This is a genomic window from Streptomyces marinisediminis, from assembly GCF_026262575.1.
GTDB lineage: Bacteria > Actinomycetota > Actinomycetes > Streptomycetales > Streptomycetaceae > Streptomyces > Streptomyces marinisediminis.
This window is the reverse complement of sequence record NZ_JAPKFL010000039.1, coordinates 1-16,773: the sequence shown is the minus strand read 5'-3', so window position 1 is coordinate 16,773 and position 16,773 is coordinate 1. Positions and strand designations below refer to the sequence as shown.

Genomic DNA, 16,773 nt, shown 5'->3' with positions numbered 1-16,773 from the left:
CCTGACCCCAGAAAGAGAGCAGTACGAACAGCCATGGCCCAGAGTATTCCCGCGGGTTCCACCGCCGCCGGCGGCGTCGCGGTGGCCGCCGAGTCCACCGTCGCCACCCGGATGAGCGCGCCGCCCTCCTTCGACGTGGCGGACTTCCCCGTACCGCACGGCCGTGAGGAGGAGTGGCGCTTCACCCCACTGGAGCGGCTGCGCGGCCTGCACGACGGCAGCGCGGAGGCGTCCGGCGGGATGAAGGCGGAGATCTCCGCCCCCGACGGCGTCACCGTCGAGACGGTCGGGCGCGACGACGCCCGGCTCGGCCGCGCCGGCAAGCCGGTCGACCGGGTGGCCGCGCAGGCCTACAGCGCCTTCGAGAAGGCCACCGTGGTCACCGTGCCGGCGGAGGCCGTGCTCGACGAGGCCATCCGCGTCGGCCTGCACGGCGAGGGCGGCGTGTCCTACGGGCACACCGTCTTCGAGCTCGGCGCCTTCGCCGAGGCGGTCGTGGTCATCGACCACACCGGCGACGCGGTGCGCGCGGCCAACGTGGAGTTCGTCCTCGGCGACGGCGCCAAGCTGACCGTCGTCTCCGTGCAGGACTGGGCGGACACCGCCGTGCACTGCTCCCAGCACAACGCGCTGGTCGGGCGGGACGCGACGTTCAAGTCCGTCGTCGTCACCTTCGGCGGTGACGTGGTGCGCCTGCACCCGCGCGTCACCTACGCCGGCCCCGGCGGCGAGGCGGAGCTGTACGGGCTCTACTTCACCGACAACGGCCAGCACCAGGAGCACCGCCTCCTCGTCGACCACGACGCGCCCAACTGCCGGAGCAACGTCGCCTACAAGGGCGCGCTCCAGGGTCAGGACGCGCACGCGGTGTGGATCGGCGACGTGCTGATCCGCAAGGACGCCGAGGGCACCGACAGCTACGAGCTGAACCGCAACCTCGTCCTGACCGACGGGGCGCGGGTGGACTCGGTGCCGAACCTGGAGATCGAGACGGGCGAGATCGCCGGGGCCGGACACGCCTCGGCCACCGGCCGGTTCGAGGACGAGCAGCTCTTCTACCTGATGGCACGCGGTATTCCGGCCGACGACGCCCGCCGGCTGGTCGTGCGCGGCTTCTTCGCCGAACTCGTCCAGCAGATCGGTCTGCCCGACCTTCAGGAGCGACTGCTCGCCAAAATCGACGAAGAGCTGGAAGCATCCGTGGCATGACTGCCTACGTGAAAGTCGCGAGCCTCGGCGAGTTGGAAGACGACACCCCCAAGCGGGTGGAGGTCGACGGCACGCCCATCTCCCTCGTGCGCACCGGGGGCGAGGTGTTCGCGATCAACGACATCTGCTCGCACGCGAACGTCTCGCTCTCCGAGGGCGAGGTGGCGGACTGCGCGATCGAGTGCTGGTTGCACGGCTCCAGCTTCGACCTGCGCACCGGGAAGCCCTCGGGCCTGCCCGCCACCCGGCCCGTCCCCGTGTACCCCGTAAAGATCGAAGGAGACGGCCCGGACGCGGCCGTGCTCGTCTCCGTCACCCAGGAGTCCTGAAGCCCCATGGCCACCCTTGAGATCCACGACCTGCACGTCTCCGCAGAGACCGACACCGGCCCCACCGAGATCCTGCGCGGTGTCGATCTGACCGTGAAGCAGGGCGAGACGCACGCCATCATGGGCCCCAACGGCTCCGGCAAGTCCACGCTCGCCTACTCGCTGGCGGGGCACCCGAAGTACACGGTCACCGGCGGCACCGTCACGCTCGACGGCGAGGACGTGCTGGAGATGTCCGTCGACGAGCGCGCCCGCGCCGGCCTCTTCCTCGCCATGCAGTACCCCGTCGAGGTGCCCGGCGTCTCCGTCTCCAACTTCCTGCGCACCGCCGCGACCGCCATCCGCGGCGAGGCCCCCAAGCTGCGTACCTGGGTGAAGGAGGTCAAGGAGGCCATGGAGCGGCTGTCCATCGACCCCGCCTTCGCCGAGCGCAACGTCAACGAGGGCTTCTCCGGCGGTGAGAAGAAGCGCCACGAGATCCTCCAGCTCGAACTCCTGCGGCCCAAGATGGCCGTGCTGGACGAGACGGACTCCGGTCTGGACGTCGACGCCCTGCGCGTCGTCTCCGAGGGCGTGAACCGGGTGCGCGAGACCGGCGAGGTCGGCACCCTGCTCATCACCCACTACACGCGCATCCTGCGCTACATCAAGCCCGACCACGTGCACGTCTTCACCAAGGGGCGCATCGTGGAGTCCGGCGGCCCCGAGCTGGCCGACAAGCTGGAGGAAGAGGGCTACGAGCAGTACGTGAAGGGGGGCACGATCGCGTGACCCATCTGCCGGGCCTCCTCGACACCGAGGCGATTCGCAAGGACTTCCCGATCCTGGACCGCATGGTCCACGACGGGAAGCGGGTCGTGTACCTGGACAACGCGGCGACCTCGCAGAAGCCGCGTCAGGTGCTCGACGCGCTGAGCGGCTACTACGAGCGGCACAACGCCAACGTCCACCGTGGGGTGCACGTCTTGGCCGAGGAGGCCACGGCTCTGTACGAGGGCGCGCGGGACAAGGTCGCCCACTTCGTGAACGCGCCCAGCCGCGACGAGGTGATCTTCACCAAGAACGCCTCGGAGTCCCTCAACCTGGTCGCCAACATGCTCGGCTGGGCCGACGAGCCCTACCGGGTGGACAGCGACACCGAGGTCGTCATCACGGAGATGGAGCACCACTCCAACATCGTGCCGTGGCAGCTCCTCGCCCAGCGCACCGGCGCGAAGCTGAAGTGGTTCGGCCTCACCGACGACGGCCGCCTGGACCTGTCGAACGTGGAAGAGGTCATCACCGAGAAGACGAAGGTCGTCTCCTTCACGCTGGTGTCCAACATCATGGGCACGGTCAACCCGGTGGAGGAGATCGTGCGCCGGGCGCAGGAGGTCGGCGCGCTCGTCGTCGTCGACGCCTCGCAGGCCGCGCCGCACATGGTGCTGGACGTGCAGGCGCTGCAGGCCGACTTCGTCGCCTTCACCGGGCACAAGATGTGCGGCCCGACCGGCATCGGCGTCCTGTGGGGCCGCCAGGAGCTGCTGGAGGACCTGCCGCCCTTCCTCGGCGGCGGCGAGATGATCGAGACCGTCTCGATGCACTCCTCCACCTACGCCCCGGCGCCGCACAAGTTCGAGGCCGGCACCCCGCCGGTCGCCCAGGCCGTGGGCCTGGGCGCGGCCGTGGACTACCTGTCGGCCATCGGCATGGACCGCATCGCCGCCCACGAGCACGCCCTGACCTCCTACGCCGTCGAGCGGCTGCGCGAGGTGCCGGACCTGCGGATCATCGGCCCCACCACGGCCGAGGACCGCGGCGCGGCGATCTCCTTCGTCCTCGGCGACATCCACCCGCACGATGTCGGGCAGGTGCTCGACGAGCAGGGCATCGCCGTGCGTGTCGGCCACCACTGCGCCCGGCCGGTGTGCCTGCGCTACGGAATTCCTGCGACCACGCGGGCGTCGTTCTATCTGTACTCCACGCCGGCCGAGGTGGACGCCCTGGTCGACGGGCTGGAGTACGTTCGGAACTTCTTCGGATGAGGATGGCCTGACCGTGAAGCTGGACTCCATGTACCAGGACGTGATCCTGGACCACTACAAGAACCCGCACGGGCGCGGGCTGCGCGACGGCGACGCCGAGGTGCACCACGTCAACCCGACCTGCGGGGACGAGATCACGCTCCGGGTCCGCTACGAGGGCGACAGGATCGCCGACGTCAGCTACGAGGGCCAGGGCTGTTCCATCAGCCAGGCGAGCGCCTCCGTGCTCAACGAGCTCCTGGTCGGCAAGGAGCTGGCGGAGGCGCGCCGCATCCAGGAGACCTTCCTGGAGCTGATGCAGTCCAAGGGCCAGCTCACCCCGGACGACGCCATGGAGGACGTCCTGGAGGACGCGGTCGCCTTCGCCGGGGTCTCCAAGTACCCGGCCCGGGTGAAGTGCGCGCTGCTGAGCTGGATGGCCTGGAAGGACGCCACGGCCCAGGCACTGGACGACTCCGCCGCTAAGGAGAGGACACCATGACCGAGACGACCGCTCCCCCCACGGCGAGCCCCGCGAGTGAGGAAGAGGTCCGCGAGGCGATGATGGACGTCGTCGACCCCGAGCTGGGTATCGACGTCGTCAACCTCGGCCTCCTCTACGGCGTCCACGTCGACGACGACAACACCGCGACGATCGACATGACGCTCACCTCCGCGGCCTGCCCGCTGACCGACGTCATCGAGGACCAGGCGAAGTCCGCCACCGAGGGCATCGTGAAGGAACTCAAGATCAACTGGGTCTGGATGCCGCCGTGGGGTCCGGACAAGATCACCGACGACGGCCGCGAGCAGCTCCGCGCCCTCGGCTTCAACGTCTGACCCGGTCCCGCTGGAAGGGGCCCCGTGCGCGAGACGCGCGGGGCCCCTTCCGCCGTTCGCGAGCGCCCCGGGCTTCGGGCGCGCCTGCGGGCTTCGGACGCGCCTGCGGGAGCGGGCGCCGGGCCGGGCGGTGGGCCCCGACGGCGCGGGGGCCGCGTGCGGGCCGGCGACCGGGCGGCGGGCGTTTAGGGTGGCCGCATGGTGTACCTGACGCTGGGGGCGGCGATCGTCGCGGAGGTCCTCGCGACGACCTCGATGAAGTACAGCGACGGCTTCACCCGGCTCTGGCCCACCCTGGGGACGGCCACGGGCTACCTCATCGCGTTCTACCTGCTCGCGCAGACGCTGCGGTCGATGTCGGTGGGCACCGCGTACGCCATCTGGTCCGGGGTGGGCACGGCCCTGATCGCGGGGATCGGCATGGTCTTCATCAACGAGCCCGTCACGCTCAACCGCGTGCTCGGCATCGCGCTGGTGATCGCCGGCGTGGTCGTTCTGAACCTCGGCGGCACGGCCCACTGACCCCCCGCCCCGCCGCGCGCGGTGGCGTCCCCCGGCCCCGCGCCCGCGCCCGGGGGCGGGACCGGTTCGCCTCGGCGCCTGCCCGGCGGTTAGGTTTTCCGCATGACCGAAGCAGCCACCACCCGTCCCACCGGCGCCGTCGCCGCCGGGCTCGCCACCGTCACCCCCGACGGCACCGTCCTGGACACCTGGTTCCCCCGCCCCGAGCTGGCCGCCGAGCCCGGCCCGGCCGGCACCGAGCGGCTGAGCGCCGAGCGCGCCGCCGAGCTCCTGGGCGACGCCGCCCCCCGCGCGCTGGGCCCCGACCCGCTGCGCGGCGTGGAGACCGTCGCCGTCCGGACGGCCATCGCCTCCCTGGAGGACAAGCCCGCCGACGCGCACGACGCCTACCTGCGGCTGCACCTGCTCAGCCGCCGCCTCGTCGCGCCGCACGGGCTGAACCTGGACGGCCTCTTCGGCCTGTTGGCCAACGTCGCCTGGACGACGCTGGGCCCGGTCCCGGTGGACACCCTGGAGGACGTCCGCCTGGCCGCCCGCGCCGAGGGCCGCCAGCTCAGCGTCACCAGCGTGGACAAGTTCCCCCGGATGACCGACTATGTCATGCCCGGGGGCGTGCGGATCGGCGACGCCGACCGGGTGCGGCTCGGCGCGCACTTGGCCGAGGGCACGACCGTCATGCACGAGGGCTTCGTCAACTTCAACGCGGGAACGCTCGGCACCTCGATGGTCGAGGGGCGCATCAGCGCGGGCGTCGTCGTGGGCGACGGCTCCGACATCGGCGGCGGCGCGTCGATCATGGGCACCCTCTCCGGCGGCGGCAAGCAGCGCATCGTCATCGGGGAGCGCTGCCTCCTGGGCGCCCAGGCCGGCATCGGCATCTCGCTGGGCGACGACTGCGTCGTGGAGGCCGGACTCTACGTCACCGCGGGCACGCGCGTGACGCTGCCGGACGGCGAGGTCGTCAAGGCGCTGGAGCTGTCGGGCGCCGCGAACCTGCTCTTCCGCCGCAACTCCACCTCCGGCGCGGTCGAGGCCCTGCCGCGCTCGGGCTCCTGGGGCGGGCTGAACGAGGCCCTGCACAGCCACAACTAGTGCCGTGTCAGTCAGGGTTTGCCCTCAAGGAGCGGCGTCCGGTGCGGTGCATCGCAAGGCGCCGGATCGGCGGCGTAGCGGGCGTCGGGGGCCTACCCGGTCGATTCGGCAACGCCGCGAGGCGCCGTGCCGGGCGTCGCGACAGGGCAAACCCTGGCTGATGCGGCACCAGCCGTCCGCGCCGCCCCGCGCCCCGGCCGGAGACCGTGTCCGCCGGGGCCGGGCCGGGTGGGCGGGCCTCGTCTGTGGCCCGCCCGGCGGCGCCGCTAGGGTGAGGCGCATGAGCGATGTGGGCAGGGGAGTCCGCCTGTTGGTGCGGGGTCAGCGCTGGGCGGCCGGTCACGGGCGGTGGTACGGGTTCGCGCTGATCCCGGCCGCCGTCGCGCTGGTGCTCTACGCCGCCGCGCTCGTCGCCCTGGGCGTGTACGCGGACGACCTGGCCACCTGGGCCACCCCGTTCGCCGACGGCTGGCAGGAGGCGTGGCGCACCCTCCTGCGCGTCTCCGTCGGCGTGCTCCTGTTCGCCGGCGGGCTCATGCTCGCGGTGCTCACCTTCACCGCCGTCACGCTCCTGATCGGCGACCCGTTCTACGAGGCGCTCTCCGAGCGCGTGGAGGAGGCCGAGGGCGGGGCGCCGCCCGCGCCGGACCGCCCGCTGTGGCAGGAGCTGTGGCGGTCGCTGTGCGACAGCCTGTACGTGCTGATGTGGGCGCTGCTGTGCGCCCTGCCGCTGTTCGTGCTGGGTTTCGTGCCGTTCCTGGGGCAGACGGTGGTCCCGGCGATCGGGCTGTGCGTGTCCGCCTTCTTCCTCACCGTGGAGCTGACCTCCGTCGCGATGCAGCGCCGGGACATCCCCGTGCGCGCCCGGATGCGGATGCTGCGCGCCCGCAAGGGGCTCGCCCTGGGCTTCGGGGTGCCGGTGGCGGCGGCGTTCCTGGTGCCCTTCGTCGCCATCTTCCTCATGCCCGGCGCCGTCGCCGGGGCGACGCTGCTGGTGCGCGAGCTGACGCCCGAACTCACCCCCGCGCCGCCCGCCGGAGCCACCGGGGGCGCGGGGTCCCCGGCGCCCCCGGAGCGGCCCGGCCCGCCGCCGGCCTGACCGGGCCTGCGGCGGCCTGGCCGGGCCTGCGGCGGGCAGCGGCGGCCCGCCCGCCCGCGGCCGGCCGACGGCTCGTCCGCTCACGGGCGGAAGCGCAGCACCTGCGGGTCGTGGTCGCTGACCTGGTCGGCGAACTCGGCGTTGAGGTGCACGATGTCGTAGTCGTAGCGCCGGATGCCGGGGGAGACCAGCGTCTGGTCGAGCACCTGCGCGTTGCCCTGGAAGACGTAGGTGTAGCGCTCGTCCCGGGGCAGCGAGAGCACGGCGCTCTCCAGGACGCCGCGGCCGGTCAGCAGCCGTGTGGTCGTGGAGAACTCGAAGTCGTTGATGTCGCCCAGCACCACGACGTCCGCCGTGCGCTGGACCGACAGGATGTCCTTGACGAAGGCGTGCACCACCCGGGCCTGCGCGTGCCGCTGGTCCTCCGAGGAGCGCCGCGGCGGCTGGAAGCGCGCGTGCAGCGCCTGGTCGCCGCCCTTGGACGCGAAGTGGTTGGCGACGACGATGACGGGCCTGCCGCGGAAGCGGAACTCCCCGGCCAGCGGCTTGCGGCTGTCCTCCCACGCGGGGTCTTCCGGGGCGACGCGTCCCGGCGAGTGGGTCAGTGCCGCCCTGCCCCGGTGCTTGACGACTCCGGTGGGCGTCGTCGCGTCGCCGCCCGCGCGGTCGACGAAGGAGACCCGCTCGGGGTTGAACAGGAAGACGTTGCGGATGTTGCCGCCGGGCTGACCGCCGTCCCGCCGGTCCTCGGGGTCGATGCCGCGCCAGGCGTAGCGCGGGCCGCCGGCGGCGGCGATGGCGTCGGTCAGCAGCCGCAGCGTCCGCCCGGCCGTGACGGTGCCGTCGTCCGTGGGCCCGCTGTCGTCCTGGATCTCCTCCAGCGCGATGATGTCGGGCGCGGCGAGGTGGTCCACGATGCCCTGGGCCAGCCGGCCGAAGGTGGCGGCGTCGGTGGCGGGGGAGAGGTTCTCGACGTTGTAGGGGGCCACGGCCAGCTCGCGCCGGTCCTGCGGACGGGTGCGCTCCGGACGCAGCGTGCCCGAACGCACCTCGCCCAGCTCCCGCGCGGCCAGCAGGTAGCCGCCGAACTGGTCGTAGTCCAGCGGGCCCTCGGTGGTGCCGGTCAGCACGTCGCCGGTGTCGGCGCGCGGGAAGGGCCGCTCGGCCACGGGGGTGAGCGAGGTGATCTTCACGCGGCCGGAGTTCTGCTCGTCGTAGCCCGCGTAGCGGGTGCCGCCGCGCTCGGTCCGGTTCTGCCGCGGCTCGATGGTCACCCACAGGTCGTGGTAGCGCGAGGTGGGCCCGACGACGCGGGCGCCCTCGACCCGCACGTTCATGCCTTCGAGCGATTCGTAGCGGTCCAGCGCGTACCGCTGCGGGCGCAGGGGCAACGCGTCGATGGCACCCCCCGGCCCCGTCCCCTCGGGCGCGTAGCGCTCCGGGACGGCGCGGGAGTCGAGCACCACCGGCGCGGGCAGCGCGTTGCCGGAGGAGACTACGCTGACGCGCGCCCCGGATATCTGGGTGACGGACTGGTTGCCGGACCCGGTGCCGCCGTAGGTGTACTCGTCGACCCGGCCGCCGACCAGGACGGCGTCCCCCGGCTCCACGGTGGGCGCCGAGCCGGTGAAGACGAAGACGCCCTCGCTGGTGGCCGGGTCGCCGTCGCCGGTGGTGTCCTGGAACCAGAAGCCGCGGGAGCCGTAGGGCCGCACGCCGGTCACCACGCCGGGGACCTCGCTCACCCGCTGCCCGGCGAGCGGGCTGGTGCGGGTGTCGCCCTGGATGTCGTGGACGCGGACACCGGCGGGCGCCGACCCGGCGCCGGTCGCCGCGGCGGGACCCGCAGGGAGGACGGCGGCGGCCACGGCCGCGGCGGTGAGGGCACCCAGCGCGGCGGCCGGGCGGAACAGGCGTCGGGGTGTGCGTGGAGTGGTCAAGAGCGGTCCCCTCGGGACGGAGTGCGGACGGGCGTGCGGCGGTTTCTACGCGCGTAAAAGTCGCCCAGTGGCGGGTGGTTGTCAAGGGACGGCGGGTGGCTCGGGCGGGACGTGCCGGTGAACGGTCCGCGCGCCGGGGCGATCCGTCTAGGCTGGCCTCCGGCGGCCGCCTTCCGCGTCCGCCGCGCGACGTTTCGCGTTTTTGGCCCGCCTGGTGCCCTGACCGTCCCGCCCACGAGGAGCCCGACGCCGATGACCGGTGACGACCGCCCCACCATGCCGCCCGTGCGGCTGTCCGCAGAGGCCGAGTTGGCCCGGGACGCCCTGGTGGCACCGCTGCTGAGCAGGGCGGTCGCGCTCGCCCGCTGGGCCGGGAAGGGCGTACGGCTGACCGTCGCCGGCGAGCTGCCCGAGCCCCGGCTCCGCGAGGCCGCCGACCACCTCGGCCTCGGTGGCGGCGCGCGGACGCCCGAGGCCGGCGAGGCCGACGGGACCGACGAGGCCGCCGGGGCGGTCGAGGCCGTCGGAGCCACGGAGTCGGCCGAGGCCGCCGAGGCCGCCGCGCTGGCCTGGCACGTCGCGGTGGAGACCGGTCTGGTGCGGGTGGCGGCCGGAGCCGGTGGCGAGGACGGGAACGGGGGCGAGGACGGCCCCGGGGGCTTCGACGGCGCGGACCTGCCCGGCGAGGGCGGCGACGTCGCCACGACCGGGGACGCGGTCGAGCTGCTGGCCTCCGGCGGCCCGGCCGACGTGCTGGAGCTGTGGCGCGACGTCTGGGAGGTGGCGCTCGCCCGGGCGGGCGCGCCCTCCTTCGCGGACGTCATGGCGGCGGTCGGCCCGGCCGCCGCGGGCGCTCCCGCCGGACCCGAGCCCGACTGGGACCCGCACGAGGCCGCCGACGTCCTCGACGCGGCCCTGGTCAACCTCTACCTCCTCACCGCCGAGGACCCGGCCGTCGCGGAGGGCGCCATGGTGCCGCTCCCGGTGCTCGCCGCCTCCCTGGTCGTCCCGGACGACATGGAGCACCCCACCGACGCCGTGCTGGAGGACGTCTCCGAGGTGATGATGCGGCTCGACGAGCAGCTCCGCCTGCTGGAGCCGGCCGGAGCGGTGGAGTACCGCCCGGTGGACGAGGCGCTGCTCCAGGAGGCGGAGCTGCACGAGGCCGGGCTCCGCGAGGCGGGGCGGCACGAGGCGGGGCCGCAGGAGGCGGGTGACGACCCCGCGCCGGCCCCCGTCTCGGAGCTGGCCGACGAGGAGCTGAGCCGGTACGGCATGGTCCGGTTCACCCCGCTCGGACTGTACGGGGAGCGGAGCCGGCTGCTGGACGCGGGCACGGCGGCCCCCGCCGTCGGGGACCTGGCGGACGCGGACGCGCGCGAGCTGCTCACCGCCGTGTCCCCCTACCCCGAGGCGCTGGCCCAGGCGGAGCTGGAGCAGTGGCTCGCGGGCCGCGGCGCGCCGGAGGCGGCCCGGGCGCTGCTGGACGCCTCCCGCGGCCGCGACGAGGCGGCACCGCGCCGCCGGCTGCTGTGCCAGCAGGGCCTGGCGGCGGCCGGGCCCGGGGCCGAACCGGCCCTGCGCGCGGTGCTGGACGACCCGGAGCTCGGCGGCCTGGCCCGGGTGTGGCTGGCCGAGCGCGGGGCCGCGGACGTGCCGCCGCCGGACGAGGAGCTGATCTTCTGGCTCACCGTGGACACCCTGGCCGCGCAGCTCGACCCGGAGGACCCGGGCGGCGGCACCGCGCCGGAGCTGAGCGAGCTGATGGCCGGTCTGGTCGCCCAGCACAGCGGCTTCTTCGACAAGGCCTGGCGCGTCGACCACCCGGCCACGGCCCGGGTGCTGGAGGCGATGGCCCGGCTGCACCCGGACCGGGCGGCGGCCAAGGCGGCCCGCAAGGCCGCCTACAAGGCGCGCTCACGCCCCGCGTGAACCGCGGAGCGGGGCGGGCCGCCTGACGCCCGGTCGGCGCCTGCCACGCGACGGCTGGACGGCTCGCTCCGGGCGGCCCCGCCCGGGTGGCGGCCCCACTCCGGGTGATGGCCCCGCCTCGGGTGGTGGTCCCGCCCTCGGGTGGTGGCCCGCTCCGGGCGGCGGCCCCGCTCCGGGCGGCGGCCCCGCTCCGGGTGGTGGCCCGCTCCGGGCGGCGGCCCGCTCCGGGCGGCGGCCCCGCTCCGGGTGGTGGTCCCCCTCCGGGCGGTGGACCCGCCTCGGGTGGTGGTCCCGCTCCGGGCGGCGGCCCCGCCCCGGGCGGCGGCGTTCCGCCCGGGGCGTGCGCCGGGAAGCTCCGGCGGCGTGGCGGCGTCAGGCCGTCGGCCTCACAGGGCCTGCCCCGCGGGCTTGACCAGGCTGCGCACCGTGCGGCCGTCCAGGAACTGGCCGAGCGCCGTCATCTCCCACTCGCCGGAGAACTGCCGCACGAACTTGCACATGAGCACGGCGGTGCGCGGCTCGGCGTCCGTCAGGTCGAAGCGGACGAGCTCCTGGCCGCGCTCGTCCAGCAGGCGGCAGTAGGCCTTGGCGACGTCGCTGAACTTCTGGCCGGTGAAGGAGTTCACGGTGAACACCAGGCCCGTCACCTCGGGCGGCAGCCCGTCGAGGTGGACGCGGATCGTCTCGTCGTCCCCGGCGCCCTCCCCGGTGAGGTTGTCCCCGGAGTGCTGGATCGCGCCGCGCAGGATCGAGAGCTTGCCGAAGTAGCACTCGTCGATCTTCTTGCGCCGACCGTCGAAGGCGATGACGGAGGCGTCCAGGTCGATGCTCTTGCCGCGGAACGCCGGTTCCCACCCCAGGCCCATCACGAGCGAGGAGCGCAGCGGCTGGTTGTTCTTGACCAGGGACACCGACTCGTTCTTGCGCAGGCTGACGCGGCCCTTGTCCAAATTGATCTTCCCGGCGCCCGGAGCCGGGGCCGCCGGGGCGGGCGGGGCCGGCTGCGCGGGCGCGGCGGCGGGCGCCTGCGGCGCGGGCGGAGCGGCGGCGGCCGGGGCCGGGGCGGGCTCCTCGACGCTCACGCCGAAGTCCGTGGCGATCCCCGCCAGCCCGTTGGCGTACCCCTGGCCGACGGCCCGCACCTTCCAGGCGCCACCGCGCCGGTAGACCTCGACGAGCACCAGGGCCGTCTCCGGGCCGAGGCGGGGCGGGGTGAAGGTGGCCAGCACCGCGCCGGAGGCGGCGTCCCGCACGGTCCCGGTGGGCTCGGTGCCCGCGAACGTGGCGCCCGGCGCGTCCAGACTGGCCGTCACCACCACCTTGTCGATCTCCGCCGGGACGGCGTCCGTGTCCACCGTGATGGTGTCGGTGCCGCCGTCGCCGCTGTGCGTCACGCCGGGGCCCGCGGGCTGGTTGTAGAACACGAAGTCGGCGTCGGAGCGCACCTTGCCGTCGGCGGCGACCAGCAGGCCCGAGGCGTCCAGCCGCGCCGGTGCGGCGACGTCGACGGCCACGCGGGCCGCGGTGAGGGGCAGGTTCGAGCCGGGAGTCATAGCGGTCATGCCGTCGTAACGACCGGCGCCGCGGCACGGTTCCAGCCACCGGACCGGGGCGGCCGGGAGCGCGCCCGGGTCCGGCTCAGGAGCGGTCGCGCTGGCGCTCCCGGCGGTGCAGCAGCCAGCTCCCGCAGGCCGCGACCACGGCCAGGACCGCCGCGGTGGCCAGGAAGCCGACCGTGCCGCCGCTCACCGGCTCGCGCGCCGCGGCGGTGGCCGGGGGCGCGCCGAGCCCGAGCAGGGCCAGCGCCACCGTCACGCGGGCGGCTGCCCGGGGCGTGCCGGCTGCGGCGGTCGGTCTCATCACGCTCACGTCCTTCCTCCGGCCGGGTGGCGGGCGCGCCGGGCGGCGGTGCCCACCCCACCGAGGTAACCGGGCGGGTGGCCGGGACGCGCGGCAGGCGGGGCCGCGCGTCCCGGCCGCCCGCCCGGGTCGCGGTCCGTCGGCGCAGCTCAGCCCGCCCGTTGCCCCGATCCGGCGACTTGTGGCAAGGGAGTGACGCCTCCGGGCGCACCACCCGTCACATCCGGGCGGGCCGCGTCGTCCTGGGGGTGTCAGCCCCGGTACGCCGGGGGCGCCGGAGCGGTCGCCGGCGGCTCCGGCGCTCCCGGCACCGCCCGACCAAGGAGGCAGCACCATGGCCCGCGTCTCGCTCACTCCCCGCCGGACCCTCGCGGTCCGTCTCGTCGAAGCCTTCTCGCGCCGCCGCTTCGGCACCGTGCTCGACCCGCTCGCGGCGACCGCCCACCACCCCGGCGTGCTCCGGGGCGTCGGCCTGTTCGAGCTGAGCGTGGCGCGCTGGCGGACCCTCGACCCCGTGCTCAAGCACCTGGCGATCATGGCCGCCGCCTGCCGCATCGGCTGCTCGTGGTGCGTGGACTTCGGCCACTGGGAGGTCCACCACCTCGGCCTGGACCGCGAGAAGGTGCGCCTGGTGCCCGTCTGGCGCGACCACCCGGACGCCTTCACCGAGCTGGAGCGGCAGGTGCTCGCCTACGCCGAGGCGATGACCGAGACCGAGCCGTCCGTCACCGACGAGATGACCCGGCCGCTGGTCGCCCGGCTGGGCGAGAAGGCGTTCGTCGAGCTGACGGCGATGGTGGCCGTGGAGAACCAGCGCTCCCGCGTCAACGCCGCGCTGGGGCTGACCGGCCAGGGCTTCGCCGAACGCTGCGGGGTGCCGCCTCCGGGCGCCGGCGCCGCCCGGGGGTGACCCGGCCGCCGGGGCCGCCCGGGTCCGCCGGTGACACCGGGCGCTGCGGCGGCGGGGCGCCGTCCGGCGGACGAGCCCGTGCGGGACCGGGCCGGGCCCACGCCGCCGGGGGCGAGCGTGCGGCTCGTCCCGGGGTCCCTGGGCCCGGCGGCGCGGAGGGGCCCGCCGTCCCCGCGCGAGGGCGACCATGGACAGCGCCGGGGGGAGGCCGGACAGTGGGACCATGGCGAAACCGATGAGCGCCGAGTTCAGGCCGCAGACGACGTACCTCAACACCGCATCCCACGGCCTCTTCCCGGCCCGCACCGCCAGCGTCCTGGAGGCGGCCGTGCGGGAGATGGCCGCGGGCGGGATGGACCAGGTGGGCTACTACGAGCGGGTCGAGGCCGCGCGGGCCACGTTCGCGCGGCTGGTCGGGGTGCCGCCGACGCGGGTGGCCACCGGCTCGGCCGTGTCCGTGCACGTCGGGCTGATCGCGCAGTCGCTGCCGGAGGGCACCGAGGTGCTGGTGGCCGACGGGGACTTCAGCTCGCTGGTGAACCCCTTCCACGTCCGCTCCGGGCTGAGGTTCCGCTCGGCGCCGCTGGAGGGGCTGGCGGACGCCGTGCGGCCCGGCACCGGTCTGGTGGCGGTCAGCTCGGTGCAGTCCGCCGACGGCCGGGTGGCCGACCTGGCCGCCGTCCGCGCCGCCGCCGACGCGCACGGGGCGCGCGTGCTGGTCGACACCACCCAGTCCACCGGCTGGCTGCCCCTGGACCCCGCGCTCGCCGACTACACCGTCTGCGGCGCCTACAAGTGGCTGCTGTGCCCGCGCGGCACGTCCTTCCTGACGGTGCCCAGGGACGGGGGCGGGCTCCGGCCGCTGCACGCGGGCTGGCTCGCGGGGGAGCAGCCGTGGGACACGTGCTACGGGCCGATCCGGGAGCTGGCCCACTCGGCCCGCCGCTTCGACGAGTCGCCGCCGTTCCTGCCCTACCTCGGCGCGGAGGCCTCGCTCGGCCTCGTGGCCGAACACGGTCCGGCGGCCATCGGGGAGCACAACCGGGGCCTGGCCGCCCGGTTCCGCGCGGGGCTGCGGGAGCTGGGGCACGCACCGGTCGAGGCGGACTCCGCCATCGTCGCCGTGCCGGGGCTGGGGGACTCCGCCGAGGCGCTGGCCAAGGCGGGTGTCGTCCTCTCCGCCCGGGCGGGGAACCTGCGCGCCGCCTTCCACCTGTACAACACCGAAGCCGAGGTGGACCGCACGCTGGAGGTGCTGGCCGAGCACGTCCGCGGGTGAGGCGGCGCGGGCCGGGCGGCGGCGCGGGCGGCCCGACGGCAGGTGACGCGCCGGCGGGGGCGGCGGCCGGTCGGTCGGCCGGTGGCCGCTCCGGCCCGCGGCACGGGAATGCCCCCGGCCGAGGTGCCGCCCCCAGCAGGGCGGCACCCGGGCCCGGGGCCATCCTCAGTCTCGTCCCGGCCCGTGGCTTCGAGCCGGGACCGGCGCCGTCACCTCACCGGGGTGAAGTCCCGCGCGCCGATGAACTCCGGCCGCCGGATCGGGGCGGCGAAGGGCTCCACAGCGGTGTTCTCCACGCTGTTGAAGACGATGAACACGTTGCTGCGCGGGTACGGCGTGATGTTGTCGCCGGAACCGTGCATGCAGTTGCAGTCGAACCAGGTGGCAGAGCCGGCCTGGCCGGTGAACAGCTTGATGCCGTGTGCGTCGGCGAACTTGACCAGGGCCTCGTCCGACGGCGTACCGGCGTCCTGCATCTGCAGCGACTTCTTGTAGTTGTCCCGCGGCGTCTCACCCGCGCAGCCGAGGAAGGTCTTGTGCGACCCCGGCATGATCATCAGGCCGCCGTTGGTGTCGTAGTTCTGGGTCAGCGCGATGGACACCGAGACGGTGCGCATGTTCGGCAGACCGTCCTCCGCGTGCCACGTCTCGAAGTCCGAGTGCCAGTAGAAACCGCTGGCACCGAACCCCGGCTTGACGTTGACCCGGGACTGGTGGACGTAGACGTCCGATCCGAGGATCTGCCGTGCCCGGCCCACGACCCGCGGGTCGCGTACCAGTCCGGCGAACACCTCACTGATCTTGTGCACCTCGAAGACAGTCCGGATCTCCTGCGACTGCGGCTCGATGATCGAGCGCTCGTCGGCACGGAGGCCGGGGTCCGAGATGATCCGTTCCAGTTCCGCGCGGTAGACCGACACCTCGTCCGGCGTGATGAGCTGGTCGATCGCGAGGAACCCGTCGCGCTCGTAGTCCGCCAGGGCTCCGGCCGTGATCGGTCCGGTGACGTCCGGGTCGGACCACACCACCGGATCCTGACGCGGGACGGCAACCTCGGTGGCCCCCCGGGTCGGGTACAGGTCGGTGATGCGCTCGGGAGCGGTGGTCATGGGAGTTTCCTTCCTCTCCTCTCGTACGGCCCTGTCCTTCGTGTCAGTCGTCTCCTCTGGGGAGTCGCCCAGTCGAGGTCATGTGTTCCCCACAGGAAACGTTCCAAAGACGCACACGGTGTTTGTTGCGTCACCGCAGGCGCCCGTGGTCTCAGTCGTCCTCGGTGAGCAGCGGGTAGACGCCCTGCTCGTCGTGGTCCTCACGCCCGGTCACCGGGGGGTTGAAGACGCAGATCACCCGGAAGTCGGTCTTCGGGCGGACGGTGTGCTTCTCGTGGCCGTCGAGGAGGTACATCGTCCCCGGGCTGATCCAGTGCTTCTCACCGGTCTCGTCGTTGGTGAGCTCGGCCTCGCCCTCGACGCACAGCACCGCCTCGATGTGGTTGGCGTACCACATGGACGTCTCGCTGCCCGCGTACAGCACCGTCTCGTGCAGCGAGAAGCCGACCCGCTCCTTGGCGAGCACGATGCGCTTGCTGCGCCAGGTGCCGGAGGCGGACCGGATGTCGCGGTCGGTGTTCTCGATTTCCTGGAGGGAACGGACGATCACTTCTCGTCGTGCCTTTCTGATCGTTCGGCTGCCCGGTTCGGCAGCTACGGGGCGGCCCGCCCCGGTTGCGGGGCGGGCCGGTGGGAGAGGGGTCAGACG

The 16,773-nt window shown here is 74.1% G+C and carries 17 protein-coding genes; 12 read left to right on the top strand and 5 right to left on the bottom strand.

Annotation, left to right across the window (positions count from 1 at the left end):
• Window positions 1-33 precede the first annotated feature (33 nt).
• The 9 genes from sufD (at window position 34) to OSB71_RS22650 (ending at window position 7,094) form a co-directional block, all read left to right on the top strand.
• The gene (gene sufD / locus OSB71_RS22690) at window positions 34-1,209 is read left to right on the top strand and encodes a Fe-S cluster assembly protein SufD (protein WP_265950667.1); all 1,176 of its coding nucleotides are present in this window, start codon (window positions 34-36) and stop codon (window positions 1,207-1,209) included.
• Entirely contained in the window at window positions 1,206-1,538 is a 333-nt protein-coding gene (locus tag OSB71_RS22685) for a non-heme iron oxygenase ferredoxin subunit (protein ID WP_265950666.1), read from the top strand. Before sufD ends, OSB71_RS22685 begins: the two co-directional genes overlap by 4 nt.
• A 6-nt stretch (window positions 1,539-1,544) precedes the next feature.
• Window positions 1,545-2,309, top strand: a complete 765-nt coding sequence (gene sufC, locus OSB71_RS22680) for a Fe-S cluster assembly ATPase SufC (RefSeq protein WP_265950665.1) — start codon at window positions 1,545-1,547, stop codon at window positions 2,307-2,309.
• The gene (locus OSB71_RS22675; RefSeq protein WP_265950664.1) at window positions 2,306-3,562 is read left to right on the top strand and encodes a cysteine desulfurase; all 1,257 of its coding nucleotides are present in this window, start codon (window positions 2,306-2,308) and stop codon (window positions 3,560-3,562) included. The genes sufC and OSB71_RS22675 overlap by 4 nt, the downstream gene beginning before the upstream one ends.
• A 13-nt stretch (window positions 3,563-3,575) precedes the next feature.
• Window positions 3,576-4,043 carry a Fe-S cluster assembly sulfur transfer protein SufU gene (gene sufU / locus OSB71_RS22670; protein ID WP_265950663.1) on the top strand — a complete coding sequence of 156 codons (468 nt, stop codon included), beginning with the start codon at window positions 3,576-3,578 and terminating at the stop codon, window positions 4,041-4,043.
• Window positions 4,040-4,381 (top strand): metal-sulfur cluster assembly factor, encoded by a 342-nt coding sequence (locus OSB71_RS22665; RefSeq protein WP_265950662.1) that lies wholly within the window; start codon window positions 4,040-4,042, stop codon window positions 4,379-4,381. Before sufU ends, OSB71_RS22665 begins: the two co-directional genes overlap by 4 nt.
• A gap of 198 nt (window positions 4,382-4,579) precedes the next feature.
• Entirely contained in the window at window positions 4,580-4,903 is a 324-nt protein-coding gene (locus OSB71_RS22660) for a DMT family transporter (RefSeq protein ID WP_265950661.1), read from the top strand.
• A gap of 102 nt (window positions 4,904-5,005) precedes the next feature.
• On the top strand, window positions 5,006-5,995 hold the full coding sequence (dapD, locus tag OSB71_RS22655) for a 2,3,4,5-tetrahydropyridine-2,6-dicarboxylate N-succinyltransferase (RefSeq protein ID WP_265950660.1): 990 nt from the start codon (window positions 5,006-5,008) through the stop codon (window positions 5,993-5,995).
• A 280-nt stretch (window positions 5,996-6,275) separates the two neighbouring features.
• Window positions 6,276-7,094, top strand: a complete 819-nt coding sequence (locus OSB71_RS22650; RefSeq protein ID WP_265950659.1) for an EI24 domain-containing protein — start codon at window positions 6,276-6,278, stop codon at window positions 7,092-7,094.
• A gap of 80 nt (window positions 7,095-7,174) precedes the next feature.
• On the opposite strand, the gene OSB71_RS22645 is transcribed toward OSB71_RS22650, so the two are convergent.
• On the bottom strand, window positions 7,175-9,034 hold the full coding sequence (locus OSB71_RS22645; RefSeq protein ID WP_265950658.1) for a DUF8508 domain-containing protein: 1,860 nt from the start codon (window positions 9,032-9,034) through the stop codon (window positions 7,175-7,177).
• A gap of 252 nt (window positions 9,035-9,286) precedes the next feature.
• Here OSB71_RS22645 and OSB71_RS22640 point away from each other — a divergent pair, with 252 nt between their 5' ends.
• Window positions 9,287-10,966: a hypothetical protein gene (locus OSB71_RS22640; RefSeq protein ID WP_265950657.1), complete on the top strand. Its 1,680-nt coding sequence runs from the start codon at window positions 9,287-9,289 to the stop codon at window positions 10,964-10,966.
• Between the two features lie 386 nt (window positions 10,967-11,352).
• Here the strand turns inward: OSB71_RS22640 and OSB71_RS22630 are convergent, their stop codons facing one another.
• Window positions 11,353-12,519 (bottom strand): TerD family protein, encoded by a 1,167-nt coding sequence (locus OSB71_RS22630; RefSeq protein WP_265950675.1) that lies wholly within the window; start codon window positions 12,517-12,519, stop codon window positions 11,353-11,355.
• Window positions 12,520-12,604: 85 nt separating this feature from the next.
• Window positions 12,605-12,826, bottom strand: a complete 222-nt coding sequence (locus OSB71_RS22625) for a hypothetical protein (RefSeq protein ID WP_265950656.1) — start codon at window positions 12,824-12,826, stop codon at window positions 12,605-12,607.
• A gap of 334 nt (window positions 12,827-13,160) precedes the next feature.
• Between OSB71_RS22625 and OSB71_RS22620 the strand changes: the two genes are divergently transcribed.
• Both OSB71_RS22620 and OSB71_RS22615 read left to right on the top strand, forming a co-directional pair.
• The gene (locus OSB71_RS22620; RefSeq protein ID WP_265950655.1) at window positions 13,161-13,736 is read left to right on the top strand and encodes a carboxymuconolactone decarboxylase family protein; all 576 of its coding nucleotides are present in this window, start codon (window positions 13,161-13,163) and stop codon (window positions 13,734-13,736) included.
• Between the two features lie 223 nt (window positions 13,737-13,959).
• Entirely contained in the window at window positions 13,960-15,015 is a 1,056-nt protein-coding gene (locus tag OSB71_RS22615; protein ID WP_265950654.1) for an aminotransferase class V-fold PLP-dependent enzyme, read from the top strand.
• Between the two features lie 209 nt (window positions 15,016-15,224).
• Here the strand turns inward: OSB71_RS22615 and thpD are convergent, their stop codons facing one another.
• Window positions 15,225-16,124, bottom strand: coding sequence for an ectoine hydroxylase (thpD, locus tag OSB71_RS22610; RefSeq protein ID WP_265950653.1), 900 nt, complete (start codon window positions 16,122-16,124; stop codon window positions 15,225-15,227).
• A gap of 151 nt (window positions 16,125-16,275) precedes the next feature.
• Window positions 16,276-16,674, bottom strand: a complete 399-nt coding sequence (locus tag OSB71_RS22605) for an ectoine synthase (protein ID WP_265950652.1) — start codon at window positions 16,672-16,674, stop codon at window positions 16,276-16,278.
• Window positions 16,675-16,773: the final 99 nt, after the last annotated feature.

What these genes read in the sequence shown, in the direction of transcription:
- sufD (WP_265950667.1), top strand. Translation starts at nt 34, where the DNA reads ATGGCCCAGAGTATTCCCGCGGGTTCCACCGCCGCCGGCGGCGTCGCG.
- OSB71_RS22685 (WP_265950666.1), top strand. Translation starts at nt 1,206, where the DNA reads ATGACTGCCTACGTGAAAGTCGCGAGCCTCGGCGAGTTGGAAGACGAC.
- sufC (WP_265950665.1), top strand. Translation starts at nt 1,545, where the DNA reads ATGGCCACCCTTGAGATCCACGACCTGCACGTCTCCGCAGAGACCGAC.
- OSB71_RS22665 (WP_265950662.1), top strand. Translation starts at nt 4,040, where the DNA reads ATGACCGAGACGACCGCTCCCCCCACGGCGAGCCCCGCGAGTGAGGAA.
- OSB71_RS22660 (WP_265950661.1), top strand. Translation starts at nt 4,580, where the DNA reads ATGGTGTACCTGACGCTGGGGGCGGCGATCGTCGCGGAGGTCCTCGCG.
- dapD (WP_265950660.1), top strand. Translation starts at nt 5,006, where the DNA reads ATGACCGAAGCAGCCACCACCCGTCCCACCGGCGCCGTCGCCGCCGGG.
- OSB71_RS22650 (WP_265950659.1), top strand. Translation starts at nt 6,276, where the DNA reads ATGAGCGATGTGGGCAGGGGAGTCCGCCTGTTGGTGCGGGGTCAGCGC.
- OSB71_RS22640 (WP_265950657.1), top strand. Translation starts at nt 9,287, where the DNA reads ATGACCGGTGACGACCGCCCCACCATGCCGCCCGTGCGGCTGTCCGCA.
- OSB71_RS22630 (WP_265950675.1), bottom strand. Translation starts at nt 12,519, where the DNA reads ATGACTCCCGGCTCGAACCTGCCCCTCACCGCGGCCCGCGTGGCCGTC.
- OSB71_RS22625 (WP_265950656.1), bottom strand. Translation starts at nt 12,826, where the DNA reads ATGAGACCGACCGCCGCAGCCGGCACGCCCCGGGCAGCCGCCCGCGTG.
- OSB71_RS22620 (WP_265950655.1), top strand. Translation starts at nt 13,161, where the DNA reads ATGGCCCGCGTCTCGCTCACTCCCCGCCGGACCCTCGCGGTCCGTCTC.
- OSB71_RS22615 (WP_265950654.1), top strand. Translation starts at nt 13,960, where the DNA reads ATGGCGAAACCGATGAGCGCCGAGTTCAGGCCGCAGACGACGTACCTC.
- thpD (WP_265950653.1), bottom strand. Translation starts at nt 16,124, where the DNA reads ATGACCACCGCTCCCGAGCGCATCACCGACCTGTACCCGACCCGGGGG.